This window comes from Rhodobacteraceae bacterium Araon29 (assembly GCA_039640505.1).
Classification (GTDB): domain Bacteria; phylum Pseudomonadota; class Alphaproteobacteria; order Rhodobacterales; family Rhodobacteraceae; genus CABZJG01.
Map to the genome: position 1 here is coordinate 1,689,718 of CP046865.1, position 26,320 is coordinate 1,716,037.

Annotated in this window: 5 protein-coding genes, 1 tRNA gene and 72 pseudogenes; 76 read left to right on the forward strand and 2 right to left on the reverse strand. The window is 50.6% G+C overall.

The features are described from left to right. Positions 1-144 precede the first annotated feature (144 nt). Positions 145-219: transfer RNA gene (locus GN278_07970), tRNA-Asn, on the reverse strand. A gap of 155 nt (positions 220-374) precedes the next feature. Further along, positions 375-1,289, reverse strand: a complete 915-nt coding sequence (locus GN278_07975) for an MBL fold metallo-hydrolase (protein XAT62599.1) — start codon at positions 1,287-1,289, stop codon at positions 375-377. A 48-nt stretch (positions 1,290-1,337) separates the two neighbouring features. On the opposite strand from GN278_07975, the gene GN278_07980 reads away from it, so the two are divergent. The 76 genes and pseudogenes from GN278_07980 (at position 1,338) to GN278_08355 (ending at position 26,199) form a co-directional block, all read left to right on the forward strand. Continuing rightward, entirely contained in the window at positions 1,338-2,651 is a 1,314-nt protein-coding gene (locus GN278_07980; protein ID XAT62600.1) for a HAMP domain-containing protein, read from the forward strand. Between the two features lie 526 nt (positions 2,652-3,177). Beyond that, positions 3,178-3,552, forward strand: coding sequence for a hypothetical protein (locus tag GN278_07985; protein XAT60745.1), 375 nt, complete (start codon positions 3,178-3,180; stop codon positions 3,550-3,552). Between the two features lie 140 nt (positions 3,553-3,692). After that, positions 3,693-4,313: pseudogene (locus GN278_07990) on the forward strand (hypothetical protein). Between the two features lie 48 nt (positions 4,314-4,361). Further along, a pseudogene (locus GN278_07995) lies at positions 4,362-4,529 on the forward strand (hypothetical protein). Positions 4,530-4,577: 48 nt separating this feature from the next. Then, a pseudogene (locus tag GN278_08000) lies at positions 4,578-4,748 on the forward strand (calcium-binding protein). Further along, positions 4,749-4,910 (forward strand): annotated as a pseudogene (locus GN278_08005) (calcium-binding protein). 123 nt (positions 4,911-5,033) lie between these two features. Next, a pseudogene (locus GN278_08010) lies at positions 5,034-5,207 on the forward strand (calcium-binding protein). 54 nt (positions 5,208-5,261) lie between these two features. After that, a pseudogene (locus GN278_08015) lies at positions 5,262-5,429 on the forward strand (calcium-binding protein). 30 nt (positions 5,430-5,459) lie between these two features. Next, a pseudogene (locus tag GN278_08020) lies at positions 5,460-5,837 on the forward strand (hypothetical protein). 60 nt (positions 5,838-5,897) lie between these two features. Beyond that, a pseudogene (locus GN278_08025) lies at positions 5,898-6,059 on the forward strand (calcium-binding protein). After that, a pseudogene (locus tag GN278_08030) lies at positions 6,060-6,221 on the forward strand (calcium-binding protein). Positions 6,222-6,539: 318 nt separating this feature from the next. Further along, positions 6,540-6,692 (forward strand): annotated as a pseudogene (locus GN278_08035) (hypothetical protein). Between the two features lie 129 nt (positions 6,693-6,821). Further along, positions 6,822-6,992 (forward strand): annotated as a pseudogene (locus GN278_08040) (calcium-binding protein). A gap of 51 nt (positions 6,993-7,043) precedes the next feature. Further along, a pseudogene (locus GN278_08045) lies at positions 7,044-7,211 on the forward strand (hypothetical protein). After that, a pseudogene (locus tag GN278_08050) lies at positions 7,212-7,319 on the forward strand (hypothetical protein). Between the two features lie 129 nt (positions 7,320-7,448). Then, positions 7,449-7,619: pseudogene (locus tag GN278_08055) on the forward strand (calcium-binding protein). 51 nt (positions 7,620-7,670) lie between these two features. Next, a pseudogene (locus GN278_08060) lies at positions 7,671-7,838 on the forward strand (hypothetical protein). Continuing rightward, positions 7,839-7,946 (forward strand): annotated as a pseudogene (locus GN278_08065) (hypothetical protein). Between the two features lie 129 nt (positions 7,947-8,075). Beyond that, positions 8,076-8,246: pseudogene (locus GN278_08070) on the forward strand (calcium-binding protein). 51 nt (positions 8,247-8,297) lie between these two features. Further along, positions 8,298-8,405: pseudogene (locus GN278_08075) on the forward strand (calcium-binding protein). A gap of 60 nt (positions 8,406-8,465) precedes the next feature. Beyond that, positions 8,466-8,627 (forward strand): annotated as a pseudogene (locus GN278_08080) (calcium-binding protein). Positions 8,628-8,657: 30 nt separating this feature from the next. Further along, positions 8,658-8,873: pseudogene (locus GN278_08085) on the forward strand (calcium-binding protein). A gap of 105 nt (positions 8,874-8,978) precedes the next feature. Further along, positions 8,979-9,086, forward strand: a pseudogene (locus GN278_08090) (hypothetical protein). 60 nt (positions 9,087-9,146) lie between these two features. Next, positions 9,147-9,311, forward strand: a pseudogene (locus tag GN278_08095) (calcium-binding protein). A 21-nt stretch (positions 9,312-9,332) separates the two neighbouring features. After that, positions 9,333-9,470 (forward strand): annotated as a pseudogene (locus GN278_08100) (calcium-binding protein). Between the two features lie 30 nt (positions 9,471-9,500). Then, positions 9,501-9,713: pseudogene (locus tag GN278_08105) on the forward strand (calcium-binding protein). 129 nt (positions 9,714-9,842) lie between these two features. Further along, positions 9,843-10,013, forward strand: a pseudogene (locus GN278_08110) (calcium-binding protein). After that, positions 10,014-10,379 (forward strand): annotated as a pseudogene (locus GN278_08115) (hypothetical protein). It begins immediately after the preceding pseudogene. 189 nt (positions 10,380-10,568) lie between these two features. Continuing rightward, positions 10,569-10,781: pseudogene (locus GN278_08120) on the forward strand (calcium-binding protein). A 294-nt stretch (positions 10,782-11,075) separates the two neighbouring features. Further along, positions 11,076-11,642 (forward strand): annotated as a pseudogene (locus tag GN278_08125) (hypothetical protein). 129 nt (positions 11,643-11,771) lie between these two features. Next, positions 11,772-11,942, forward strand: a pseudogene (locus GN278_08130) (calcium-binding protein). After that, positions 11,943-12,305 (forward strand): annotated as a pseudogene (locus tag GN278_08135) (calcium-binding protein). 129 nt (positions 12,306-12,434) lie between these two features. Continuing rightward, a pseudogene (locus tag GN278_08140) lies at positions 12,435-12,605 on the forward strand (calcium-binding protein). Positions 12,606-12,656: 51 nt separating this feature from the next. Further along, positions 12,657-12,764 (forward strand): annotated as a pseudogene (locus GN278_08145) (calcium-binding protein). A gap of 60 nt (positions 12,765-12,824) precedes the next feature. Next, positions 12,825-12,989, forward strand: a pseudogene (locus GN278_08150) (calcium-binding protein). 21 nt (positions 12,990-13,010) lie between these two features. Next, positions 13,011-13,148, forward strand: a pseudogene (locus GN278_08155) (calcium-binding protein). A 30-nt stretch (positions 13,149-13,178) separates the two neighbouring features. After that, positions 13,179-13,391: pseudogene (locus tag GN278_08160) on the forward strand (calcium-binding protein). A gap of 294 nt (positions 13,392-13,685) precedes the next feature. Next, a pseudogene (locus GN278_08165) lies at positions 13,686-14,252 on the forward strand (hypothetical protein). 129 nt (positions 14,253-14,381) lie between these two features. After that, a pseudogene (locus GN278_08170) lies at positions 14,382-14,552 on the forward strand (calcium-binding protein). A 51-nt stretch (positions 14,553-14,603) separates the two neighbouring features. Continuing rightward, a pseudogene (locus GN278_08175) lies at positions 14,604-14,711 on the forward strand (calcium-binding protein). 60 nt (positions 14,712-14,771) lie between these two features. Beyond that, positions 14,772-14,936: pseudogene (locus tag GN278_08180) on the forward strand (calcium-binding protein). 3 nt (positions 14,937-14,939) lie between these two features. After that, a pseudogene (locus GN278_08185) lies at positions 14,940-14,987 on the forward strand (hypothetical protein). 6 nt (positions 14,988-14,993) lie between these two features. Further along, positions 14,994-15,179, forward strand: a pseudogene (locus GN278_08190) (calcium-binding protein). 132 nt (positions 15,180-15,311) lie between these two features. Next, a pseudogene (locus GN278_08195) lies at positions 15,312-15,530 on the forward strand (calcium-binding protein). Positions 15,531-15,710: 180 nt separating this feature from the next. After that, positions 15,711-15,878, forward strand: a pseudogene (locus GN278_08200) (calcium-binding protein). A 30-nt stretch (positions 15,879-15,908) separates the two neighbouring features. Continuing rightward, a pseudogene (locus GN278_08205) lies at positions 15,909-16,124 on the forward strand (calcium-binding protein). A gap of 105 nt (positions 16,125-16,229) precedes the next feature. Further along, positions 16,230-16,337, forward strand: a pseudogene (locus GN278_08210) (hypothetical protein). A gap of 60 nt (positions 16,338-16,397) precedes the next feature. After that, positions 16,398-16,562, forward strand: a pseudogene (locus tag GN278_08215) (calcium-binding protein). Between the two features lie 21 nt (positions 16,563-16,583). Further along, positions 16,584-16,721, forward strand: a pseudogene (locus GN278_08220) (calcium-binding protein). A 30-nt stretch (positions 16,722-16,751) separates the two neighbouring features. After that, a pseudogene (locus GN278_08225) lies at positions 16,752-16,964 on the forward strand (calcium-binding protein). Between the two features lie 294 nt (positions 16,965-17,258). Beyond that, a pseudogene (locus GN278_08230) lies at positions 17,259-17,825 on the forward strand (hypothetical protein). Between the two features lie 129 nt (positions 17,826-17,954). After that, positions 17,955-18,125, forward strand: a pseudogene (locus GN278_08235) (calcium-binding protein). A gap of 51 nt (positions 18,126-18,176) precedes the next feature. Beyond that, positions 18,177-18,284 (forward strand): annotated as a pseudogene (locus tag GN278_08240) (calcium-binding protein). A gap of 60 nt (positions 18,285-18,344) precedes the next feature. After that, positions 18,345-18,509: pseudogene (locus tag GN278_08245) on the forward strand (calcium-binding protein). A 3-nt stretch (positions 18,510-18,512) separates the two neighbouring features. Then, positions 18,513-18,560 (forward strand): annotated as a pseudogene (locus GN278_08250) (hypothetical protein). Between the two features lie 6 nt (positions 18,561-18,566). After that, positions 18,567-18,779 (forward strand): annotated as a pseudogene (locus tag GN278_08255) (hypothetical protein). A 336-nt stretch (positions 18,780-19,115) separates the two neighbouring features. Then, positions 19,116-19,370 (forward strand): annotated as a pseudogene (locus GN278_08260) (hypothetical protein). Between the two features lie 150 nt (positions 19,371-19,520). Further along, positions 19,521-19,775: pseudogene (locus GN278_08265) on the forward strand (hypothetical protein). 150 nt (positions 19,776-19,925) lie between these two features. Continuing rightward, positions 19,926-20,180, forward strand: a pseudogene (locus GN278_08270) (hypothetical protein). Between the two features lie 150 nt (positions 20,181-20,330). Further along, positions 20,331-20,585: pseudogene (locus GN278_08275) on the forward strand (hypothetical protein). A 150-nt stretch (positions 20,586-20,735) separates the two neighbouring features. Further along, a pseudogene (locus GN278_08280) lies at positions 20,736-20,990 on the forward strand (hypothetical protein). Between the two features lie 150 nt (positions 20,991-21,140). Then, positions 21,141-21,395: pseudogene (locus GN278_08285) on the forward strand (hypothetical protein). Positions 21,396-21,524: 129 nt separating this feature from the next. Further along, positions 21,525-21,692 (forward strand): annotated as a pseudogene (locus GN278_08290) (calcium-binding protein). A 27-nt stretch (positions 21,693-21,719) separates the two neighbouring features. Next, positions 21,720-21,935: pseudogene (locus GN278_08295) on the forward strand (calcium-binding protein). Positions 21,936-22,121: 186 nt separating this feature from the next. Then, a pseudogene (locus GN278_08300) lies at positions 22,122-22,268 on the forward strand (hypothetical protein). Positions 22,269-22,427: 159 nt separating this feature from the next. Beyond that, a pseudogene (locus GN278_08305) lies at positions 22,428-22,595 on the forward strand (calcium-binding protein). 129 nt (positions 22,596-22,724) lie between these two features. After that, positions 22,725-22,889 (forward strand): annotated as a pseudogene (locus GN278_08310) (calcium-binding protein). A gap of 60 nt (positions 22,890-22,949) precedes the next feature. Continuing rightward, a pseudogene (locus GN278_08315) lies at positions 22,950-23,120 on the forward strand (hypothetical protein). A 48-nt stretch (positions 23,121-23,168) separates the two neighbouring features. Continuing rightward, positions 23,169-23,336: pseudogene (locus GN278_08320) on the forward strand (hemolysin-type calcium-binding protein). 48 nt (positions 23,337-23,384) lie between these two features. Then, positions 23,385-23,552 (forward strand): annotated as a pseudogene (locus tag GN278_08325) (hypothetical protein). 51 nt (positions 23,553-23,603) lie between these two features. Beyond that, positions 23,604-23,660 (forward strand): annotated as a pseudogene (locus tag GN278_08330) (hypothetical protein). A 48-nt stretch (positions 23,661-23,708) separates the two neighbouring features. Further along, positions 23,709-23,882: pseudogene (locus GN278_08335) on the forward strand (hemolysin-type calcium-binding protein). A gap of 51 nt (positions 23,883-23,933) precedes the next feature. Beyond that, positions 23,934-24,104 (forward strand): annotated as a pseudogene (locus tag GN278_08340) (hypothetical protein). A 51-nt stretch (positions 24,105-24,155) separates the two neighbouring features. Further along, positions 24,156-25,139 (forward strand): calcium-binding protein, encoded by a 984-nt coding sequence (locus tag GN278_08345; protein ID XAT62601.1) that lies wholly within the window; start codon positions 24,156-24,158, stop codon positions 25,137-25,139. A 77-nt stretch (positions 25,140-25,216) separates the two neighbouring features. Then, positions 25,217-25,486, forward strand: a complete 270-nt coding sequence (locus GN278_08350) for a hypothetical protein (GenBank protein ID XAT60746.1) — start codon at positions 25,217-25,219, stop codon at positions 25,484-25,486. Positions 25,487-25,643: 157 nt separating this feature from the next. Then, positions 25,644-26,199, forward strand: a pseudogene (locus GN278_08355) (transposase). Positions 26,200-26,320 lie beyond the last annotated feature (121 nt).

The window sequence follows — 26,320 nt, forward strand, 5'->3', positions numbered from 1 at the left end:
CAAGAGTTGAGTCTTTTTAGGGAGTATCAAAACTACAGTAAGTTGTGACAAATGGCTGCATATTGAATTTAAAAATTTTTATTGTATTCAACTAGTAATTGAATGATCAATAATGAATACAAAAGGAATAACTGTTAGCTTGCATGGCTCCGGCGGTAGGGATCGAACCTACGACCAATTGATTAACAGTCAACTGCTCTACCGCTGAGCTACGCCGGACCATGTAGCGCGTATATCAATAGCTTTTGATCACGTCCAGTGGGTTTTTTTGGTCTTATACATTTTTTTGAGCACTCCTCTAAACGGCTCAAAAAGGTTGTTATGGCTATCTTTAAACTTCATTAAAAAAAGCACTTTTTGAGTTGGTGGTCATCTCATTTTTGAGTTTTTACTTTAAAAAGAGTTTCAAATCCAAAAGGTTGATCGCATTCTACAATTCCACGTTCGCGCAAATCAATTAAATGAGCGAAAACATTTTGGGCGGCAGCCCCCAAAAGATTTTTTGGCGTTTCCGTATATATTTTCTTGGCTAGATTGTATGGATTTTCTAATCCAGAGCGTAATGCATCTAAAATCTGCATTTCGCGGCTCATTCGGTGATTGATAAGCCATTCGGTACGTTTTTTGGGCTCATACACAGGATTTCCGTGGCCGGGATAAAAAATTCTCCAATTCGAGCTGAGCAATTTATGGCATGACTTCATAAAGTCACCCAAATCTCCATCCGGAGGCGAAACCATTGAACTGGCCCAATCCATAATATGATCGCCGGTGAAAAGCGCATCCTTCCATGAAAAACTAAGGTGGTTTGAAAAGTGACCCGGTGTTTCCAGAACGCCAAGCTGCCAATCGTCTCCCGAAATCAGGTCGCCTTCCGTTATTCTCCTCTGCGGGCTAAAAGTGAAATCTACTCCTTCTCCTCCGCCTGAGTATCCTTGTTTAACCAAAGACCTCATTGTTTGGCTTTGTCCATCGTAAGAGGAACCAAATGCGTAAACTTTTGCTTGCGTGATGCCCGACAATTGGGATGCAAGTGGGGAATGGTCAATATGGGAATGTGTCACGAAAATATGTGTAATACGCTGGCCAGGCAGTAACGCTGTGAGGATTGAATTAAGATGCGGGGTACTGTGAGGACCGGGGTCAATAACAGCGATTTCACGCGAGCCAAGCAAATAAGTATTTGTCCCCCAAAAGGTCATTGGGGAAGGGTTAGGGGCCAGTATACGTCTAAGGCCAGGCTCCAACTCCTCGACTTGACCTGCCAGGGGGGCAAATTGTGGTTTCATATCGGTCATTCTTGTTCCCCTTTTGGGAATGTTAGGCTATTTGTAGAGATGATGTTTAACTGGATCAAACAGTATATGCCCTCAGGCCTCCACGGCCGCGCCGCCCTTATACTGGTGCTGCCAGTGATATTGATTTGGCTGGTGGTTTCAATTGTTTTTGTTCAACGTCACTTTGAAGGCGTAACAGAACAAATGACGCGTACCATACGCAGTGAAATTGTATTGATTAAGGAACTGTTGTCTTTGCGCGATACTTCTCTGTTGAACGCAAATTTTGTAGCAAAGCCACTCGGTATCCAAATACGAGAGGTGCCAAGTAGCGATGATGTCTTTAATATTGAACGAAGATTTTATGACTTTACTGGGATCGTGGTGCGTCGAGAGCTCATGTCATTGGCTGGAGTTAAGGCGGTTAGCCTACCAGATGATGGGACAGTGCGGATCAGGATACTCGTGACTGATCGGAGGTTTGACCTCACATTTTATCGCAACCGAGTTTCTGCATCTAACCCGCATCAGTTGATTGTAAATATGATATTTTTTGGGGGAATTTTCACGATAATAGCCTACATTTACCTTCGAAACCAACTGCGCCCAATTACACGCTTGGCAAGTGCTGCGGAAGCTTTTGGTTTAGGACGCACCGTTGCATATAAGCCATCTGGTGCAGTTGAAGTCCGAGCTGCCGGACAAGCCTTTTTGGATATGCGTGCACGAATAGAGCGGCATATAGAGCAAAGAACAATGATCCTTTCAGGTGTTAGCCATGACTTGCGTACTCCTTTAACCCGTTTGAAGTTAGGTCTTTCCTTGCTTTCAAAAGAAGAAAGAGAACCTTTAGAACGCGATGTTGATGAAATGCGCCAACTCTTAGATGAATTTTTGTCTTTCGCTCGCAATCAATCTGAAGTTGCTGCAAAAGCAACTCCAACAGACCCGATTGTATTGGTTAAAATAATTGTAGATGACGCTAAAAGGGCAGGGCGAAATGTTCGATTTGTCGGGGAGGGTACTCAAAGTTTTGTCAGTATGCGGCCTCTGTTGGTAAAGCGTGCTTTGGAAAATTTAGTTATGAATGCTGTGAGGTATGGTTCAAAAGCTGAAATTTCGATCAAATTGAATACCACAGATTTAATCTTTAGTATTGCAGATGATGGACCCGGCATACCAGAGCACCAAATTGATCAAGCTCTGAAACCTTTTTCACGATTAGATCCATCTCGTAATCAGAATCATGGATCGGGTGTGGGCTTGGGTTTACCTATTGCCGCGGATGTTGCACGCTCCCATGGCGGCAAACTAATTCTATCCAAGAGTGAGGTATTAGGCGGTCTACTTGCTGAATTTATCATTTCTAGGTGATTATTGGCTATTCTTTGCGAAACAATAACGCAGGAATGGGCTGACAGTTCATAGTTTTTGTTGGGTGAATTTTAATTGTGACCAAAGTATGGTATTTTTTTTGGAGGGCTTTGTTCTCCTTTACACCCAAAGGAGTGTAGTGATATATACGTTTTAGCCAATGGTGATAAAATGTACTACTCTAGTTTCTTAAGATTCATGCAATACGGTTTCTAAATAGTAGGGTGTTATTGTTTCGTGTGTTTTAGAATTGCCTTTGGTGCAGTGAAGGGAAGATGCAGTTTTGACGGGCTTTTGAATGGTTGTTTAATTTAGGTTAGAAGTTGTTTTCAGTATCTTAAGCCTTGGTCTAAATTAGCTTTTCGGGAGCTATGCAAGCTATAGGGCGTATTTCGTTCTTGGCGGTGGGGGTACATAAGGGTTGCTTTATTTCGTGACCCGCGCGCTGGGTATCCAAATTTATTTGGATGCTCCCCCGATGGGTGTTGATCCTCTTCAATTATTTGATGAATGGCGCGAGTACTAGATGCATAATATTTTTTTCGAAATTGATAAGAATTTAACGCTTGGAATGTCACAGCGTTTCAATCTTTGGATTGAGGGTGGATTTTTGTCCAATCTTTTTACCTTTTTTCGAGGTTATGGCCTTTTACCAGTATTTTCAGGTCGAGCAATAAATTTGCCAGACGCGGCGATGTTGGGTTTTTTTATTACTTTAATAAAGGAAGTCACTGGAGCTAAATCAAACTCCAAAGCTGTAACGAGGCTATTGCCATTTATTGCTAAACTGGAGCTTTGCAATCTGCGCAGTCATATTTTTTGCAGCACAATCAAAGGTAAAGGCGAGCCAGGTGATTTAATCACTGGAGGTAATGATGCATTTGTTAATGGTACGAGGTAAGTCATGAGCACTTGTGCGAAAAAAATGTACATTTTTTTATGTGAGTTCAAGCATTCTTTTTTAATGAAGTCGGGCTTTAATAACACCGCATCTGGAAATGTGATGGCGAGCGATTATTGTGAGAAAGATTATAGAGTATAATGGCAAATCAACATATTTTAGAAAATCAACTTCTCGGTAACACTAATGGCTGGACATCAAGCGGTCAGCCGGTTGCCGCGTCTAACCTAGACGACGGTAATGGAACGGGCTTCAAATGGTCTAACGGCTCGACCGGAGGATATATTGAAACAACATTCTCATGCGCTGAGGGAACCAAAGCGCAAATAAACGCTATGTTTGGTGTGAATGGTTCGGATTCTCAAACGGCGTCTTATAACTACAAAATGGAAGTGCTTGACGCAGACGGCAAGGTATTGGAATCTGAAACAGGGACGGTTACGAACCAGTCATCACACACCGGTGTGTTTGATTTTACAGCGCCAGAGGACAGCGAGGGTCCATTTACGTTTCGGATTACCGAAACGGGCCGAAGTGGAGAGCAAGGAAGTCATGATATGACTGTGCACTCTGCATGGATATTAGGCGATCCAGCGGATGGTACAGGTGGCAGTGACTATATTGTGTCTGGGACGTCGGGTGATGATGTTATCGATTCAACCTATACCGGAGATCTCGATGGGGACAGGGTCGATAATGACGATGCCGCGGATGGCAGCGATGATGATGTGATCGAAGCCGGTGAAGGTGATGATACTGTCCGCGCAGGTGTTGGAGAGGATGATGTTGATGGCGGTACGGGAAATGACATCCTTTACGGTGACGGCGGCAGTGACAACCTGACCGGGGATGATGGAGCTGACACAATATATGGTGGCAGCGGTGCTGATACGATAGATGGTGGCATCGGTGATGATAGCCTTGTTGGTGGAGCAGGCTTTGACTTGATTTACGGCGGTGCCGGTTCTGATACAATCGATAGTTTTGATTCCTTAGACACGGTTTATGGCGGTGACGCTGCGGACTTGGTCTATAATATAGCGAAAGATCTGGTTTTTGGCGGTGCCGGTAATGATACTCTGATTGGTAATTCAGGTACCAACGCTGACACTCTTTATGGTGATGCAGGCGCTGACAGTATAGACGGCGGTGGCGGCAATGATGAGATTTACGGTGGCTTAGAGAACGATACTCTTCTGGGCGGCCAGGGTGCCGATCTACTGTATGGCGGCAGCGGCGAGGACGATCTTTCTGGCAACGACAATTCCGATACCCTTTACGGCGGCGACAGCAATGACAATCTTGTGGGCGGCGGCGGCGGTGACAGCATTTATGGTGGAGATGGCAATGATTCCATCGATGGCGGTACTGGCACTGATACTCTTATTGGCGGTGCTGGCGATGACACCTATGTTGTGGAAAACGTGGGCGATGATGTCATTGAGGGCAGCGGTGAAGGCAGGGATCTTGTTGAAAGCTCGGTGAATTACACATTGGGTGAACATGTTGAAGATCTGACGCTGACGGGGGTGAGCAATCTGTCTGGTACCGGTAATGATGAGGCCAATGTTATCACTGGCAATACGGGCAATGATACGATTGATGGTGGTAGGCACCATGACACACTTTACGGCGGTGCTGGCGATGACAGTATAGATAGCGGTAGGGGCAACGATATTGTCTTCGGTGGCTCTGGTAATGATACCCTTATTGGCGGCACTGGCGGCGCGCAAAATGACACCCTTTACGGTGGCGCTGATGATGACCGCCTTGATGGCGGTGCTGGCGCTGACACCCTTTATGGCGGTCTTGGTGATGACCGCCTTGATGGCGGTTCTAGCAAAGACACGCTTTACGGCGGCGTTGGTAATGACACTTATGTTGTAAATAGCTCAGGCGATGATGTCATTGAGGGCAGCGGTGCAGGCAGGGATCTTGTTGAAAGCTCGGTGAATTACACATTGGGTAATCATGTTGAGGATCTGACGCTGACGGGGGCGAGAAATCTGTCTGGTACTGGTAATGATCTGGATAATCTGATCAAGGGCAATACGGGCGCTAATACGCTTGATGGCGGCGTCGGGGATGACACTCTTGATGGCAGTGCGGGAAATGACATCCTTTACGGTGGCGGCGGAAGTGACACCCTGGCCGGGGATGATGGCGCTGACACAATATATGGCGGCAATGGCGCTGATACGATAGATGGCGGTATCGGTGATGATAGCCTTATTGGTGGCGCAGGTTTCGACATAATTTACGGCGGTGCCGGTGCTGATAAGATTGACAGTTTTGATGCCCAAGACACGGTTTATGGCGGTGAAGGCGCGGATTCGGTTTATAATATAGCAAATGATCTGGTTTATGGTGGGGCTGGTGATGATACGCTGACGGGTGCTTCAGGTGGTAATTGGGCTGACACTATTTATGGTGATGCAGGTACTGACAGCATAGATGGTGGCGGCGGCAATGACACAATTTACGGTGGCTTAGAAAGCGATACTCTTCTGGGCGGCGATGGAGCCGATCTACTTTATGGCGGCAGCGGCGACGACAAGCTCGAGGGTAACAACAACTCTGACACCGTTTATGGCGGTGAGGGCAACGACAACATTATTGGTGGTGGTGGTGGTGATAGCCTTGTTGGCGGCGCTGGCAATGATAGTCTGGCTGGAGGTACTGGCACAGATACTTTGGTTGGCGGCGTTGGCGATGACACTTATGTTGTTGATAGCGCAGACGATGTTGTCATTGAGGGCAGCGGTGTAGGCAGGGATCTTGTTGAAAGCTCGGCTGATTACACGTTGGGTGATCATGTTGAGGATCTGACGCTGACGGGATTGGGTAATCTGTCTGGTACCGGTAATGTTGAGGCCAATGTTATCACTGGCAATACGGGCAATAATACGCTTTATGGCGGTGTTAACCATGACACGCTTTATGGCGGCGCTGGCGATGACAGTATAGACGGTGGTACGGGGCACGACATCCTTTACGGTGGCACTGGTAATGATACCCTTATTGGCGGTAATGTTACTTCCGGCGCGAGAAATGACACCCTTTACGGCGGTCTTGGTGATGACCGCCTTGATGGTGGCGCGCATAATGACACCCTTTACGGCGGCGTTGGTGATGATACTTATGTTGTGAATAGCTCCGGCGATGATGTCATTGAGGGCAGCAGTGCAGGCACGGATCTTGTTGAAAGCTCGGCTGATTACACATTGGGTGATCATGTTGAGGATCTGACGCTGACGGGGGCGAGTACTCTGTCTGGTACCGGTAATGCGCTGGACAACGTGATCAAAGGTAATACGGGCGCTAATACGCTGAGCGGTCTTAACGGTGAGGATACCATTTACGGAGGCTCTGGCGATGACAGTGTAGAGGGTGGTAGCGGCAGGGACATCCTTTACGGCGGCGTTGATAATGACCGTCTTGTTGGCGGCCTTGGCAATGACACTGTTTACGGTGGTACCGGCAACGATACAATCGATAGCTTTGGTCATGTAGACACAGTTTACGGTGGTGAGGGTGCGGACTCTATCTATGATATAGCGCTGGATCTGGTTTATGGCGGCGCTGGTGATGATACGCTGACGGGCGCTTCAGGTGGTAATTGGGCTGATACGCTTTATGGTGATGCAGGCGCTGACAGTATGGAGGGCGGTGGCGGCGGTGACATCCTTTACGGCGGCGCTGATAATGACCGCCTTGATGGCGGTGTTGGTGCTGACACCCTTTACGGCGGTCTTGGCGATGACACTTATGTTGTTGATAGCGCAGAAGATGATGTCATTGAGGGCAGCAGCGAAGGCAGGGATCTTGTTGAAAGCTCGGCTGATTACACATTGGGTGATCATGTTGAGGATCTGACGCTGACGGGGGCGAGTACTCTGTCTGGTACCGGTAATGCGCTGGACAACGTGATCAAAGGTAATACGGGCGCTAATACGCTGAGCGGTCTTAACGGTGAGGATACCATTTACGGAGGCTCTGGCGATGACAGTGTAGAGGGTGGTAGCGGCAGGGACATCCTTTACGGCGGCGTTGATAATGACCGTCTTGTTGGCGGCCTTGGCAATGACACTGTTTACGGTGGTACCGGCAACGATACAATCGATAGCTTTGGTCATGTAGACACAGTTTACGGTGGTGAGGGTGCGGACTCTATCTATGATATAGCGCTGGATCTGGTTTATGGCGGCGCTGGTGATGATACGCTGACGGGCGCTTCAGGTGGTAATTGGGCTGATACGCTTTATGGTGATGCAGGCGCTGACAGTATGGAGGGCGGTGGCGGCGGTGACATCCTTTACGGCGGCGCTGATAATGACCGCCTTGATGGCGGTGTTGGTGCTGACACCCTTTACGGCGGTCTTGGCGATGACACTTATGTTGTTGATAGCGCAGAAGATGATGTCATTGAGGGCAGCAGCGAAGGCAGGGATCTTGTTGAAAGCTCGGCTGATTACACATTGGGTGATCATGTTGAGGATCTGACGCTGACGGGATTGGGTAATCTGTCTGGTACCGGTAATGCGCTGGACAACGTGATCAAAGGTAATACGGGCGCTAATACGCTGAGCGGTCTTGACGGTGAGGATTCCATTTATGGCGATGCGGGCGCTGACAGTATAGAGGGCGGCGCTGGCAATGACCTCCTTTACGGCGGTCTTGGCGCTGACAGCCTTGCTGGTGGTAGCGGTGAAGACACTCTTTACGGTGATGCTGGAAACGATACAATCGAAACCTATTTTGGCAATGACACGGTTTACGGCGGTGACGGTGCGGACTCTATCTATGACATTGCGCTGGATCTAGTCTATGGCGGTGCTGGTGATGATACGCTGACGGGTGTTTCAAGTGGTAGCGCGGGTGACAGGCTTTACGGTGATGCAGGCGCTGACAGTATAGACGGCGGTAACGGCAATGACATCCTTTATGGCGGCACTGATAATGACAATCTAGACGGCGGTGCTGGCAAAGACACCCTTTACGGCGGCGCTGGCGATGACCACCTTGATGGTGGCGCGCTTAATGACACCCTTTATGGCGGCGTTGGTGATGACACTTATGTTGTAAATAGCTCAGGCGATGATGTTATTGAGGGCAGCGGCGAAGGCAGGGATCTTGTTGAAAGCTCGGTGAATTACACCTTGGGCAATCATGTTGAGGATCTGACGCTGACGGGATCGGATAATCTGTCTGGCACCGGTAATGCGCTGGACAACGTGATCAAAGGTAATACGGGCGCTAATACGCTGAGCGGTCTTGACGGTGAGGATTCCATTTATGGCGATGCGGGCGCTGACAGTATAGAGGGCGGCGCTGGCAATGACCTCCTTTACGGCGGTCTTGGCGCTGACAGCCTTGCTGGTGGTAGCGGCACTGACACCCTTTACGGCGGCGCTGGAAACGATACAATCGAAAGCCGTTCTGGTAGAGACACGGTTTACGGCGGTGACGGTGCGGACTCTATCTATGACATTGCGCTGGATCTAGTCTATGGCGGTGCTGGTGATGATACGCTGACGGGTGTTTCAAGTGGTAGCGCGGGTGACAGGCTTTACGGTGATGCAGGTGCTGACAGTATAGAGGGCGGCGGCGGCAATGACCTCCTTTACGGTGGCACTGATGCTGACAATCTAGGCGGCGGTAACGACAATGACACGCTTTACGGCGGTCTTGGCGCTGACAGTATAGACGGCGGTAGCAACAACGACACTCTTTACGGTGGTGCAGGCGCTGACAGCCTTGTTGGCGGTGGCGGCGCTGACATCCTTTACGGCGGCACTGATGATGACAGCCTTGATGGCGGTAGCAGTAAAGACACTCTTTACGGCGGTCTTGGCGATGACAGCTTAGATGGCGGTAGCAGCAACGACACCCTTTACGGCGGCGTTGGTGATGACACTTATGTTGTTGATAGCTCAGGCGATGATGTCATTGAGGGCAGCGGTGAAGGCAGGGATCTTGTTGAAAGCTCGGTGAATTACACATTGGGTGATCATGTTGAAGATCTGACGCTGACGGGGGCGAGCAATCTGTCTGGAACCGGTAATGCGCTGGACAACGTGATCAAGGGCAATGAAGGCAATAATAAGCTTGATGGTGGTGCTGGCGCTGACACCCTTTATGGCGGTGTTGGTGATGACACTTATGTTGTTGATAGCGCAGACGATGTTATCATTGAGGGCAGCGGTGCAGGCAGGGATCTTGTTGAAAGCTCGGTGAATTACACATTGGGTGATCATATTGAGGATCTGACGCTGACGGGATTGGGTAATCTGTCTGGTACCGGTAATGATGAGGCCAATGTTATCACTGGCAATACGGGCAATAATACGCTTGATGGCGGTGTTAACCATGACACGCTTTATGGCGGCGCTGGCGATGACAGTATAGACGGTGGTACGGGGCACGACATCCTTTACGGTGGCACTGGTAATGATACCCTTATTGGCGGTAATGTTAATGCCGGCGCAAGAAATGACACCCTTTACGGCGGCGCTGGCGATGACCACCTTGATGGCGGCGCTCTTAATGACACCATTTACGGCGGCGTTGGTGATGACACTTATGTTGTGAATAGCTCAGGCGATGATGTTATTGAGGGCAGCGGCGAAGGCAGGGATCTTGTTGAAAGCTCGGTGAATTACACATTGGGCAATCATGTTGAGGATCTGACGCTGACGGGGGCGAGTACTCTGTCTGGCACCGGTAATGCGCTGGACAACGTGATCAAAGGTAATACGGGCGCTAATACGCTGAGCGGTCTTGACGGTGAGGATTCCATTTATGGCGATGCGGGCGCTGACAGTATAGAGGGCGGCGGCGGCAATGACATCCTTTACGGCGGCACTGATGCTGACAATCTAGACGGCGGTAGCGACAATGACACCCTTTACGGCGGTCTTGGCGATGACAGCTTAGATGGCGGTAGCAGCAACGACACCCTTTACGGCGGCGTTGGTGATGACACTTATGTTGTTGATAGCTCAGGCGATGATGTCATTGAGGGCAGCGGTGAAGGCAGGGATCTTGTTGAAAGCTCGGTGAATTACACATTGGGTGATCATGTTGAAGATCTGACGCTGACGGGGGCGAGCAATCTGTCTGGAACCGGTAATGCGCTGGACAACGTGATCAAGGGCAATGAAGGCAATAATAAGCTTGATGGTGGTGCTGGCGCTGACACCCTTTATGGCGGCGCTGGTGATGACACTTATGTTGTTGATAGCACAGACGATGATGTCATTGAGGGCAGCGGTGCAGGCAGGGATCTTGTTGAAAGCTCGGTGAATTACACATTGGGTGATCATGTTGAGAACCTGACGCTGACGGGATCAGGTGATCTGTCTGGTACCGGTAATGCGCTGTACAACGTGATCAAGGGCAATGAAGGCAATAATAAGCTTGATGGCGACGGTGGCAAAGACACCCTTTATGGCGATGCTGGCAATGACACCATCGATGGCGGTGCTAGCCATGACATCCTTTACGGCGGCTCTGACGATGACATCCTTTACGGCGGTGGCGGTGGCGGCGCTGACAGCCTTTACGGTGGCGCTGGTAATGACATCCTCATAGGCGGTGTTGGTTCTGATGTGCTGGCTGGCGGCGCTGGTAATGATAGCATTGCTGTTGGCGGTAAAGATACGGCGACTGGCGGTGACGGTGATGATGTGTTCACACTGGATATCACTGACACGGGTTCACAGGTTAACGCAGAAATTACTGGTGGGGATGAGGGGGATGACACTGATACTCTTGATCTCTCTGGTGCTGCGGGCGGTGTTAACATCACTTACGCAGTTGACCCGGAAGAGGGCACTGTTAGCGGTCTTGATGCGGATGCCGACAAGGATTTAACGTTTGCAGAGATTGAGAAGGTTGTTGCTACTGATCATGCTGACACCATCGACGGATCAAATGCGACATCTTCTCTGACTGTAGAAGCGGGTGACGGTGATGATACTGTCACTGGCGGTACTGGTAATGACAGTATTGATGGCGGCGACGGCAATGATAGTCTGGCTGGAGGTACTGGCACAGACACTTTGGTTGGCGGCCTTGGCGATGACACCTATGTTGTTGATAGCGCGGACGATGATGTCATTGAGGGCAGCGGTGCAGGCAGGGATCTTGTTGAAAGCTCGGCTGATTACACATTGGGTAATCATGTTGAGGATCTGACGCTGACGGGATTGGGTAATCTGTCTGGTACCGGTAATGATGAGGCCAATGTTATCACTGGCAATACGGGCAATAATACGCTTGATGGCGGTGTTAACCATGACACGCTTTATGGCGGCGCTGGCGATGACAGTATAGACGGTGGTACGGGGCACGACATCCTTTACGGTGGCACTGGTAATGATACCCTTATTGGCGGTAATGTTAATGCCGGCGCAAGAAATGACACCCTTTACGGCGGTCTTGGAGATGACCGCCTTGATGGTGGCGCGCATAATGACACCCTTTACGGCGGCGTTGGTGATGATACTTATGTTGTGAATAGCTCAGGCGATGATGTCATTGAGGGCAGCGGTGAAGGCAGGGATCTTGTTGAAAGCTCGGTGAATTACACATTGGGTGAACATGTTGAGGATCTGACGCTGACGGGGGCGAATAATCGGTCTGGTACCGGTAATGCGCTGGACAACGTGATCAAGGGCAATGAAGGCAATAATAAGCTTGATGGCGGTGCTGGCGCTGACACCCTTTACGGCGGCGTTGGCGATGACACTTATGTTGTTGATAGCACAGACGATGTTGTCATTGAGGGCAGCGGTGAAGGCAGGGATCTTGTTGAAAGCTCGGCTGATTACACATTGGGTAATCATGTTGAGGATCTGACGCTGACGGGGGCGAGTACTCTGTCTGGCACCGGTAATGCGCTGGACAACGTGATCAAAGGTAATACGGGCGCTAATACGCTGATCGGTCTTGACGGTGAGGATTCCATTTATGGCGATGCGGGCGCTGACAGTATAGAGGGCGGCGCTGGCAATGACCTCCTTTACGGCGGTCTTGGCGCTGACAGCCTTGCTGGTGGTAGCGGCAATGACACCCTTTACGGCGGCGCTGGAAACGATACAATCGAAAGCGGTTCTGGTAGAGACACGGTTTACGGCGGTGACGGTGCGGACTCTATCTATGACATTGCGCTGGATCTAGTCTATGGCGGTGCTGGTGATGATACGCTGACGGGTGTTTCAAGTGGTAGCGCGGGTGACAGGCTTTACGGTGATGCAGGTGCTGACAGTATAGAGGGCGGCGGCGGCAATGACCTCCTTTACGGTGGCACTGATGCTGACAATCTAGGCGGCGGTAACGACAATGACACGCTTTACGGCGGTCTTGGCGCTGACAGTATAGACGGCGGTAGCAACAACGACACTCTTTACGGTGGTGCAGGCGCTGACAGCCTTGTTGGCGGTGGCGGCGCTGACATCCTTTACGGCGGCACTGATGATGACAGCCTTGATGGCGGTAGCAGTAAAGACACTCTTTACGGCGGTCTTGGCGATGACAGCTTAGATGGCGGTAGCAGCAACGACACCCTTTACGGCGGCGTTGGTGATGACACTTATGTTGTTGATAGCTCAGGCGATGATGTCATTGAGGGCAGCGGTGAAGGCAGGGATCTTGTTGAAAGCTCGGTGAATTACACATTGGGTGATCATGTTGAAGATCTGACGCTGACGGGGGCGAGCAATCTGTCTGGAACCGGTAATGCGCTGGACAACGTGATCAAGGGCAATGAAGGCAATAATAAGCTTGATGGTGGTGCTGGCGCTGACACCCTTTATGGCGGTGTTGGTGATGACACTTATGTTGTTGATAGCGCAGACGATGTTATCATTGAGGGCAGCGGTGCAGGCAGGGATCTTGTTGAAAGCTCGGTGAATTACACATTGGGTGATCATGTTGAGAACCTGACGCTGACGGGATCAGGTGATCTGTCTGGTACCGGTAATGCGCTGTACAACGTGATCAAGGGCAATGAAGGCAATAATAAGCTTGATGGCGACGGTGGCAAAGACACCCTTTATGGCGATGCTGGCAATGACACCATCGATGGCGGTGCTAGCCATGACATCCTTTACGGCGGCTCTGACGATGACATCCTTTACGGCGGTGGCGGTGGCGGCGCTGACAGCCTTTACGGTGGCGCTGGTAATGACATCCTCATAGGCGGTGTTGGTTCTGATGTGCTGGCTGGCGGCGCTGGTAATGATAGCATTGCTGTTGGCGGTAAAGATACGGCGACTGGCGGTGACGGTGATGATGTGTTCACACTGGATATCACTGACACGGGTTCACAGGTTAACGCAGAAATTACTGGTGGGGATGAGGGGGATGACACTGATACTCTTGATCTCTCTGGTGCTGCGGGCGGTGTTAACATCACTTACGCAGTTGACCCGGAAGAGGGCACTGTTAGCGGTCTTGATGCGGATGCCGACAAGGATTTAACGTTTGCAGAGATTGAGAAGGTTGTTGCTACTGATCATGCTGACACCATCGACGGATCAAATGCGACATCTTCTCTGACTGTAGAAGCGGGTGACGGTGATGATACTGTCACTGGCGGTACTGGTAATGACAGTATTGATGGCGGCGACGGCAATGATAGTCTGGCTGGAGGTACTGGCACAGACACTTTGGTTGGCGGCCTTGGCGATGACACCTATGTTGTTGATAGCGCGGACGATGATGTCATTGAGGGCAGCGGTGCAGGCAGGGATCTTGTTGAAAGCTCGGCTGATTACACATTGGGTAATCATGTTGAGGATCTGACGCTGACGGGATTGGGTAATCTGTCTGGTACCGGTAATGCGCTGGACAACGTGATCAAAGGTAATACGGGCGCTAATACGCTGAGCGGTCTTGACGGTGAGGATTCCATTTATGGCGATGCGGGCGCTGACAGTATAGAGGGCGGCGCTGGCAATGACCTCCTTTACGGCGGTCTTGGCGCTGACAGCCTTGCTGGTGGTAGCGGTGAAGACACTCTTTACGGTGATGCTGGAAACGATACAATCGAAACCTATTTTGGCAATGACACGGTTTACGGCGGTGACGGTGCGGACTCTATCTATGACATTGCGCTGGATCTAGTCTATGGCGGTGCTGGTGATGATACGCTGACGGGTGTTTCAAGTGGTAGCGCGGGTGACAGGCTTTACGGTGATGCAGGCGCTGACAGTATAGACGGCGGTAACGGCAATGACATCCTTTATGGCGGCACTGATAATGACAATCTAGACGGCGGTAGCGATAATGACACCCTTTACGGCGGTCTTGGCGATGACAGCCTAGATGGCGGTGCTAGCAAAGACACCCTTTACGGCGGTCTTGGTGATGACAGCCTTGATGGCGGCACTAATTCTGACACCCTTTACGGCGGCGTTGGCGATGACACTTATGTTGTGAATAGCTCAGGCGATGATGTCATTGAGGGCAGCAGCGAAGGCAGGGATCTTGTTGAAAGCTCGGTGAATTACACATTGGGTAATCATGTTGAGGATCTGACGCTGACGGGGGCGAATAATCGGTCTGGTACCGGTAATGCGCTGGACAACGTGATCGTTGGCAATGAAGGCAATAATACGCTTGATGGCGGTGCTGGCGCTGACACCCTTTATGGCGGCGCTGGCGCTGACAGCCTTTCTGGTGGTAGCGGCAATGATACCCTTTACGGCGGCGTTGGCGATGACACTTATGTTGTTGATAGCACAGAAGATGTAATCACTGAGGTTGACAGTGAAGGCACGGATCTTGTTCGGAGCTCGGCTAATTACACATTGAGCGATCATATTGAGAACCTTACGCTGACGGGATCAGGTGATCTGTCTGGTACCGGTAATGCGCTGGACAACGTGATCACTGGTAACGATGGCAATAATATTCTGAACGGTCTTGCCGGTGAGGATATCCTTTATGGCGGCGCTGGCGCTGACAGCCTTTCTGGTGGTAGCGGCAATGATACCCTTTACGGCGGCGTTGGCGATGACACTTATGTTGTTGATAGCACAGACGATGATGTCATTGAGGGCAGCAGCGAAGGCAGGGATCTTGTTGAAAGCTCGGCTGATTACACCTTGGGTGATCATATTGAGAACCTTACGCTGACGGGATCAGGTGATCTGTCTGGTACCGGTAATGCGCTGGACAACGTGATCACTGGTAACGATGGCAATAATACGCTTGATGGCGGTGCTGGCGCTGACACCCTTTACGGCGGCGCTGGCGATGACCACCTTGATGGCGGCGCTCTTAATGACACCCTTTATGGCGGCGTTGGTGATGACACTTATGTTGTAAATAGCTCAGGCGATGATGTTATTGAGGGCAGCGGCGAAGGCAGGGATCTTGTTGAAAGCTCGGTGAATTACACCTTGGGCAATCATGTTGAGGATCTGACGCTGACGGGATCGGATAATCTGTCTGGCACCGGTAATGCGCTGGACAACGTGATCAAAGGTAATACGGGCGCTAATACGCTGATCGGTCTTGACGGTGAGGATTCCATTTATGGCGATGCGGGCGCTGACAGTATAGAGGGCGGCGCTGGCAATGACCTCCTTTACGGCGGTCTTGGCGCTGACAGCCTTGCTGGTGGTAGCGGCACTGACACCCTTTACGGCGGCGCTGGAAACGATACAATCGAAAGCCGTTCTGGTAGAGACACGGTTTACGGCGGTGACGGTGCGGACTCTATCTATGACATTGCGCTGGATCTAGTCTATGGCGGTGCTGGTGATGATACGCTGACGGGTGTTTCAAGTGGTAGCGCGGGTGACAGGCTTTACGGTGATGCAGGTGCTGACAGTATAGAGGGCGGCGGCGGCAATGACCTCCTTTACGGTGGCACTGATGCTGACAATCTAGGCGGCGGTAACGACAATGACACGCTTTACGGCGGTCTTGGCGCTGACAGTATAGACGGCGGTAGCAACAACGACACTCTTTACGGTGGTGCAGGCGCTGACAGCCTTGTTGGCGGTGGCGGCGCTGACATCCTTTACGGCGGCACTGATGATGACAGCCTTGATGGCGGTAGCAGTAAAGACACTCTTTACGGCGGTCTTGGCGATGACAGCTTAGATGGCGGTAGCAGCAACGACACCCTTTACGGCGGCGTTGGTGATGACACTTATGTTGTTGATAGCTCAGGCGATGATGTCATTGAGGGCAGCGGTGAAGGCAGGGATCTTGTTGAAAGCTCGGTGAATTACACATTGGGTGATCATGTTGAAGATCTGACGCTGACGGGGGCGAGCAATCTGTCTGGAACCGGTAATGCGCTGGACAACGTGATCAAGGGCAATGAAGGCAATAATAAGCTTGATGGTGGTGCTGGCGCTGACACCCTTTATGGCGGCGCTGGTGATGACACTTATGTTGTTGATAGCACAGACGATGATGTCATTGAGGGCAGCGGTGCAGGCAGGGATCTTGTTGAAAGCTCGGTGAATTACACATTGGGTGATCATGTTGAGAACCTGACGCTGACGGGATCAGGTGATCTGTCTGGTACCGGTAATGCGCTGTACAACGTGATCAAGGGCAATGAAGGCAATAATAAGCTTGATGGCGACGGTGGCAAAGACACCCTTTATGGCGATGCTGGCAATGACACCATCGATGGCGGTGCTAGCCATGACATCCTTTACGGCGGCTCTGACGATGACATCCTTTACGGCGGTGGCGGTGGCGGCGCTGACAGCCTTTACGGTGGCGCTGGTAATGACATCCTCATAGGCGGTGTTGGTTCTGATGTGCTGGCTGGCGGCGCTGGTAATGATAGCATTGCTGTTGGCGGTAAAGATACGGCGACTGGCGGTGACGGTGATGATGTGTTCACACTGGATATCACTGACACGGGTTCACAGGTTAACGCAGAAATTACTGGTGGGGATGAGGGGGATGACACTGATACTCTTGATCTCTCTGGTGCTGCGGGCGGTGTTAACATCACTTACGCAGTTGACCCGGAAGAGGGCACTGTTAGCGGTCTTGATGCGGATGCCGACAAGGATTTAACGTTTGCAGAGATTGAGAAGGTTGTTGCTACTGATCATGCTGACACCATCGACGGATCAAATGCGACATCTTCTCTGACTGTAGAAGCGGGTGACGGTGATGATACTGTCACTGGCGGTACTGGTAATGACAGTATTGATGGCGGCGACGGCAATGATAGTCTGGCTGGAGGTACTGGCACAGACACTTTGGTTGGCGGCCTTGGCGATGACACCTATGTTGTTGATAGCGCGGACGATGATGTCATTGAGGGCAGCGGTGCAGGCAGGGATCTTGTTGAAAGCTCGGCTGATTACACATTGGGTAATCATGTTGAGGATCTGACGCTGACGGGATTGGGTAATCTGTCTGGTACCGGTAATGCGCTGGACAACGTGATCAAAGGTAATACGGGCGCTAATACGCTGAGCGGTCTTGACGGTGAGGATTCCATTTATGGCGATGCGGGCGCTGACAGTATAGAGGGCGGCGCTGGCAATGACCTCCTTTACGGCGGTCTTGGCGCTGACAGCCTTGCTGGTGGTAGCGGTGAAGACACTCTTTACGGTGATGCTGGAAACGATACAATCGAAACCTATTTTGGCAATGACACGGTTTACGGCGGTGACGGTGCGGACTCTATCTATGACATTGCGCTGGATCTAGTCTATGGCGGTGCTGGTGATGATACGCTGACGGGTGTTTCAAGTGGTAGCGCGGGTGACAGGCTTTACGGTGATGCAGGCGCTGACAGTATAGACGGCGGTAACGGCAATGACATCCTTTATGGCGGCACTGATAATGACAATCTAGACGGCGGTAGCGATAATGACACCCTTTACGGCGGTCTTGGCGATGACAGCCTAGATGGCGGTGCTAGCAAAGACACCCTTTACGGCGGTCTTGGTGATGACAGCCTTGATGGCGGCACTAATTCTGACACCCTTTACGGCGGCGTTGGCGCTGACACTTATGTTGTGAATAGCTCAGGCGATGATGTCATTGAGGGCAGCAGCGAAGGCAGGGATCTTGTTGAAAGCTCGGTGAATTACACCTTGGGCAATCATGTTGAGGATCTGACGCTGACGGGATTGGATAATCTGTCTGGCACCGGTAATGTGCTGGACAACGTGATCGTTGGCAATGAAGGCAATAATACGCTTGATGGCGGTGCGGGCTCTGATGAAATCGCTGGCCGAGACGGCTCTGATTGGATAGAGGGTGGCACTGGCGTTGACGACCTTTATGGCGGTGCCGATGACGATAGTCTTTATGGTGGCGCTGATGATGACCAGCTTGAGGCCGGCACTGGCAATGACCGCCTTGATGGCGGCACCGGCGATGACGAGCTTTATGGCGAAGCTGGCGATGACACTTATGTTGTTGATAGCACAGGCGATGTTGTCACTGAGGGCAGCAGTGCAGGCACGGATCTTGTTGAAAGCTCGATTGATTACACCTTGGGCAATCATGTTGAGGATCTGACGCTGACGGGATCGGATAATCTGTCTGGCACCGGTAATGCGCTGGACAACGTGATCGTTGGCAATGAAGGCAATAATACGCTTGAAGGCGGGGCGGGCTCTGATGAAATCGCTGGCCGAGACGGCTCTGACTGGATAGAGGGTGGCACTGGCGTTGACGACCTTTATGGCGGTGCCGATGACGATAGTCTTTATGGTGGCGCTGATGATGACCAGCTTGAGGCCGGCACTGGCAATGACCGCCTTGATGGCGGCACCGGCGATGACGAGCTTTATGGCGAAGCTGGCGATGACACTTATGTTGTTGATAGCACAGGCGATGTTGTCACTGAGGGCAGCAGTGCAGGCACGGATCTTGTTGAAAGCTCGATTGATTACACCTTGGGCAATCATGTTGAGGATCTGACGCTGACGGGATCGGATAATCTGTCTGGCACCGGTAATGCGCTGGACAACGTGATCGTTGGCAATGAAGGCAATAATACGCTTGAAGGCGGGGCGGGCTCTGATGAAATCGCTGGCCGAGACGGCTCTGACTGGATAGAGGGTGGCACTGGCGTTGACGACCTTTATGGCGGTGCCGATGACGATAGTCTTTATGGTGGCGCTGATGATGACCAGCTTGAGGCCGGCACTGGCAATGACCGCCTTGATGGCGGCACCGGCGATGACGAGCTTTATGGCGAAGCTGGCGATGACACTTATGTTGTTGATAGCACAGGCGATGTTGTCACTGAGGGCAGCAGTGCAGGCACGGATCTTGTTGAAAGCTCGATTGATTACACCTTGGGCAATCATGTTGAGGATCTGACGCTGACGGGATCGGATAATCTGTCTGGCACCGGTAATGCGCTGGACAACGTGATCGTTGGCAATGAAGGCAATAATACGCTTGAAGGCGGGGCGGGCTCTGATGAAATCGCTGGCCGAGACGGCTCTGACTGGATAGAGGGTGGCACTGGCGTTGACGACCTTTATGGCGGTGCCGATGACGATAGTCTTTATGGTGGCGCTGATGATGACCAGCTTGAGGCCGGCACTGGCAATGACCGCCTTGATGGCGGCACCGGCGATGACGAGCTTTATGGCGAAGCTGGCGATGACACTTATGTTGTTGATAGCACAGGCGATGTTGTCACTGAGGGCAGCAGTGCAGGCACGGATCTTGTTGAAAGCTCGATTGATTACACCTTGGGCAATCATGTTGAGGATCTGACGCTGACGGGATCGGATAATCTGTCTGGCACCGGTAATGCGCTGGACAACGTGATCGTTGGCAATGAAGGCAATAATACGCTTGAAGGCGGGGCGGGCTCTGATGAAATCGCTGGCCGAGACGGCTCTGACTGGATAGAGGGTGGCACTGGCGTTGACGACCTTTATGGCGGTGCCGATGACGATAGTCTTTATGGTGGCGCTGATGATGACCAGCTTGAGGCCGGCACTGGCAATGACCGCCTTGATGGCGGCACCGGCGATGACGAGCTTTATGGCGAAGCTGGCGATGACACTTATGTTGTTGATAGCACAGGCGATGTTGTCACTGAGGGCAGCAGTGCAGGCACGGATCTTGTTGAAAGCTCGATTGATTACACCTTGGGCAATCATGTTGAGGATCTGACGCTGACGGGATCGGATAATCTGTCTGGCACCGGTAATGCGCTGGACAACGTGATCGTTGGCAATGAAGGCAATAATACGCTTGAAGGCGGGGCGGGCTCTGATGAAATCGCTGGCCGAGACGGCTCTGACTGGATAGAGGGTGGCACTGGCGTTGACGACCTTTATGGCGGTGCCGATGACGATAGTCTTTATGGTGGCGCTGATGATGACCAGCTTGAGGCCGGCACTGGCAATGACCGCCTTGATGGCGGCACCGGCGATGACGAGCTTTATGGCGAAGCTGGCGATGACACTTATGTTGTTGATAGCACAGGCGATGTTGTCACTGAGGGCAGCAGTGCAGGCACGGATCTTGTTGAAAGCTCGATTGATTACACCTTGGGCAATCATGTTGAGGATCTGACGCTGACGGGATCGGATAATCTGTCTGGCACCGGTAATGCGCTGGACAACGTGATCGTTGGCAATGAAGGCAATAATACGCTTGAAGGCGGGGCGGGCTCTGATGAAATCGCTGGCCGAGACGGCTCTGACTGGATAGAGGGTGGCACTGGCGTTGACGACCTTTATGGCGGTGCCGATGACGATAGTCTTTATGGTGGCGCTGATGATGACCAGCTTGAGGCCGGCACTGGCAATGACCGCCTTGATGGCGGCACCGGCGATGACGAGCTTTATGGCGAAGCTGGCGATGACACTTATGTTGTTGATAGCACAGGCGATGTTGTCACTGAGGGCAGCAGTGCAGGCACGGATCTTGTTGAAAGCTCGATTGATTACACCTTGGGCAATCATGTTGAGGATCTGACGCTGACGGGATCGGATAATCTGTCTGGCACCGGTAATGCGCTGGACAACGTGATCGTTGGCAATGAAGGCAATAATACGCTTGGAGGCGGTGCTGGCGCTGACACCCTTTATGGCGGCGCTGGCGCTGACAGCCTTTCTGGTGGTAGCGGCAATGATACCCTTTACGGCGGCGTTGGCGATGACACTTATGTTGTTGATAGCACAGAAGATGTAATCACTGAGGTTGACAGTGAAGGCACGGATCTTGTTCGGAGCTCGGCTAATTACACATTGAGCGATCATATTGAGAACCTTACGCTGACGGGATCAGGTGATTTGTCTGGTACCGGTAATGCGCTGGACAACGTGATCACTGGTAACGAGGGCAATAATATTCTGAACGGTCTTGCCGGTGGGGATACCCTTTACGGTGGTCTTGGCGATGACACTTATGTTGTTGATAGCACAGACGATGTTGTCATTGAGGGCAGCAGCGAAGGTAGGGATCTTGTTGAAAGCTCGGTGAATTACACCTTGGGTGACCATATTGAGGATCTGACGCTGACGGGGGCGAATAATCCGTCTGGTAATGTTAAGCTGACAGGGGCGAATGATCGGTCTGGTACGGGCAACACGTTGGACAACGTGATCACAGGCAATGATGGCAATAATACGCTTGATGGCGGCGCTGGCGCTGACATTCTTTACGGCGGCGCTGGCGATGACAGCCTTGATGGCGGCACCGGCGATGACACCATTTACGGCGGCGTTGGTGATGATACCTATGTTGTGGATAGCACAGACGATGATGTCATTGAGGGCAGCGGTGAAGGCAGGGATCTTGTTCGGAGCTCGGTTGATTATACATTAGGCGATCATGTTGAGAACCTGACGCTGACGGGTACGGAAGAACTGTCTGGCACCGGTAACACGTTGGACAACGTGATCACTGGCAATACCGGTGCTAATACTCTGATCGGTCTCGACGGCGAGGATTCCATTTACGGCGGTGTTGGTGATGATTTGCTTTATGGCGGCAATGACAACGATACAATCTATGGGCATTCCGGAAGTGACACGGTATTTGGCGGATCGGGTGATGACTTTATCAATACCCGAACAGCACCTGGCACGGGTTTTCCGGATATCTCAGTTACCCTAGCGGGCACTAATGTGCCTGCTGATACTGATGATTCAAATGATCTTGATATCATCTATGCAGGTATTGGAAATGATAGCATCCTGAGCGGTGACGACCGTGATTTGGTTTATGGAGGTTCTGATAACGATGTTATAGATGGTGGTTATGACCGGGATACTCTCTTTGGCGACAGCGGCGATGATACCATTGTTGGCAACGAAGGCAGTGATCTTATTGAGGGCGGTGACGGTGATGATGTTCTCTATGGGTTTGCTGACCCGGCTGTTTTAGACGAGGATATACCGGGGCTTACCGGAATACCAATCAGCGCCTTTATCCAAGAAGATTCGGTTGATTCTGCTGATAATAATGATCGTGACACGATTGATGGAGGCATCGGTAATGACATTATTTTCGGTCAAGATGATGATGATAGCTTGTCTGGTGGCGACGGTAATGATGAAATTTTTGGTGGGATTGATGATGACACGCTGAGAGGCGGCCGCGGCGATGATATCCTTTACGGTGGTGATAATAACGACATCTTAGGTGGCGATGATAGTAGAGACTTGCTTTATGGTGGAAGCGGTGCTGATACCCTTGAGGGCGGTAGCGACAAAGACACCCTTTACGGCGGTCTTGGCGATGACAGCCTTGTTGGCGGTAACGGCAATGACACCCTTTACGGCGGCAATGATGCGGACAACATAAGTGGCGGCACAAGCGGTGACCGAATTTACGGTGGCACTGGCAACGACATCTTAGATGGCGACGGCGGCCTAGATCTAATTTATGGTGGCACCGGCAACGATATCATAGATGGTGGCTCGAGAAATGACATCCTTTACGGCGGCGCTGGCGATGACCACCTTGATGGCGGCACGAATAATGACAGGCTTTACGGCGGCGCTGATGATGACAATCTAGAAGGCGGAGCTGGCAATGACACGCTTTACGGTGATGCCGGAAACGATACAATCGAAAGCCGTTCTGGTAGAGACACGGTTTACGGCGGTGACGGGGCGGACTCTATCTATGATACAGCGCTGGATCTGGTTTATGGTGGTGCTGGTGATGATACGCTGACGGGTGTTTCAAGTGGTAGCGCGGGTGACAGGCTTTACGGCGGCGCTGATGATGACAATCTAGAAGGCGGTGGCGGCAATGACAGGCTTTACGGCGGCGCTGATAATGACCGTCTTGTTGGCGGCAGCGGCAATGACACTGTTTACGGTGGTACCGGCAACGATACAATCGATAGCTTTAGTCATGTAGACACAGTTTACGGTGGTGAGGGTGCGGACTCTATCTATGATATAGCGCTGGATCTGGTTTATGGCGGCGCTGGTGATGATACGCTGACGGGTGCTTCAGGTGGTAATTGGGCTGACACGCTTTATGGCGATGCCGGCGCTGACAGTATAGAGGGCGGTGGCGGCAATGACATCCTTTACGGTGGCGCTGATGACGACCGCCTAGATGGCGGTAGTGAAAATGACACGCTTTACGGCGGTCTTGGCGATGATACTATGTCAGGAGGTAGCGGTAATGATACCTTTACCGAAATCGCTGGCAATGGTGCGGACACGATTTCGGATTTTAACACTGGCAACACCGGCTCTATTGATGATGGTGATCAATCGAACAATGACTTTGTTGACCTTGCCGCGTTTTATAATCAAGGCGTAGTAGATGCCATCATCGATGGTGGTGGGCCCGATTTCAAACATGGTTTGAACTTACTTAAGGAGGATCAGAAAGACGGTCATCTGGATGGCACCATTGACGGCGTTGATTATATCGATATCGGTAATATTGACCTTTCTCTGCTATCAGGCGGTGCCGAAGTTGATGCAGATGATCTTTCATATGACAACACTAATGTTGTTTGTTTCAACCGGGGTACGTTGATACGCACTCAAAAAGGTGAACTTCCAATTGAGGACCTACGGCCTGGGGATTTGGTATGGACGCAAGACAACGGCTTTCAACCAATCGCTTGGATTGGTTCACAGAAATTGACCGTTGAGGAACTTAAGCAATATCCAAATATCCGGCCAATACGGATTGAAAAAGGCGCCTTAGGGCTTGAGTTGCCAAGCCGTGACCTTGTTGTTTCACCGCAGCACCGTGTCTTGATAAATTCGAAAATTGTAAATCGTGAAACAAAGAACTCAGAAATTCTAATTGCTGCCAAATTTTTGACGCAAATACCAGGTATATCAATGGATATCGATATAGAAGAGGTTGAGTATTTCCATATGATGTTTGAGACTCATCAATTGGTGATTGCCGAAGGTACATTAGCAGAATCCCTTTATTTCGGGACAGAAGCAGTGAAAGGGTTGCAACCTGCTGCCAGATTAGAATTGCAATTTCTATTTCCTGAGCTTTTTGAAAGTACATTCATCCCTCGGCCAGTCAGGCCATTTATATCGGGGAAAAGGGGGCGTAGCCTTGCTAAACGTCATACGAAAAACAACCAACCGCTACTAGCTAAATATCGAGCGTGATATATTATCAGGCATAGATATTAGGCCTGATATTTGGATTGGAAAACTTTTGAATTGATAAATTTAGGAGATGAGAAGTGAGTAAAATTACGATTAACCGAGTGGAATATGAAACTGATTTGTTTAATGACAAAGCCAAGGCATTGCTTAATTCAGTAAGGGTAATAGAAGATAGTTTAGTAAAGTTAAATGATGAAGTGAAAGTATATAATACCGCTAAAAGAAGTTATGTATCTTCTCTTTTGGCAGAGCTTGAAGAATATAGTGAACCCAAAGATTATAAAACAGGAAAAAAAGCCGCTTCGAAAAAAACTAGATCTTCTGCGAAATCAAAAAAATCAACATAAGTTATTATAGTTACTCATTGATAAATGAAGTAATAAATAAATCGTAATACATACTGTAACTCGTTTGATTTTTATCTGGAACCAGAGGGTAATCCCCCGAAAATTAATAGTGTTCATAAGTAGAGTTTTCTTGGCATAATATCTGAGGAGATTTTGAATGAAGAATAAACGATACAGCGATGCGCAAATTATGGGGATATTGAAGCAGACCGAGAGTGGTCTGCGAATTTCCGAACTTTGCCGCGAACCTGTCATGGTCAATGCCAGCTTTTATAAATGACGTGCGAAGTTTGGTTGCATGGACGCATCTATGATCACGGAGCTGAAGGAGATGACTGATGAAAATCGCTGTCTGAAGCGCATGTATGCCGAGATGAGCATGCAAAACGACTTTCTTAAAGAAAAGCGCTTGGAAAAAAGCGTTAAGGCCGTCTGTGCGTAAAGAGATGGCCGTGAAAGTAGTCGCTACCCGTGGTGTCAGCATTTTCTTGGACTGCCGTACGTTTCAAGTCAGCACATGCTGCTATCGGTATGAACGCATGCTGAGTGACAAGAACTCGGAAATTACCGAATGGCTGGACCGAAAAATCTTTGAAACTATTGAGGAGGTACAAAGCCAAGCTACAGAATGGCTCTGGACTTACACCAACGACCGGCCCAGCATGGCCATCGGTGGGATCACACCCGCTATGAAACTTAAAATGGCCGCCTAATTCCATAAGCGGACCCAATTAAAAATGGGGAGATTACCAGAGCTAGAGCATATCTGGTCTCGGCCAAATTACACACCGCTAAATCAAAATTCGGAATCTTGACATCCAGACTTTTTCAAGC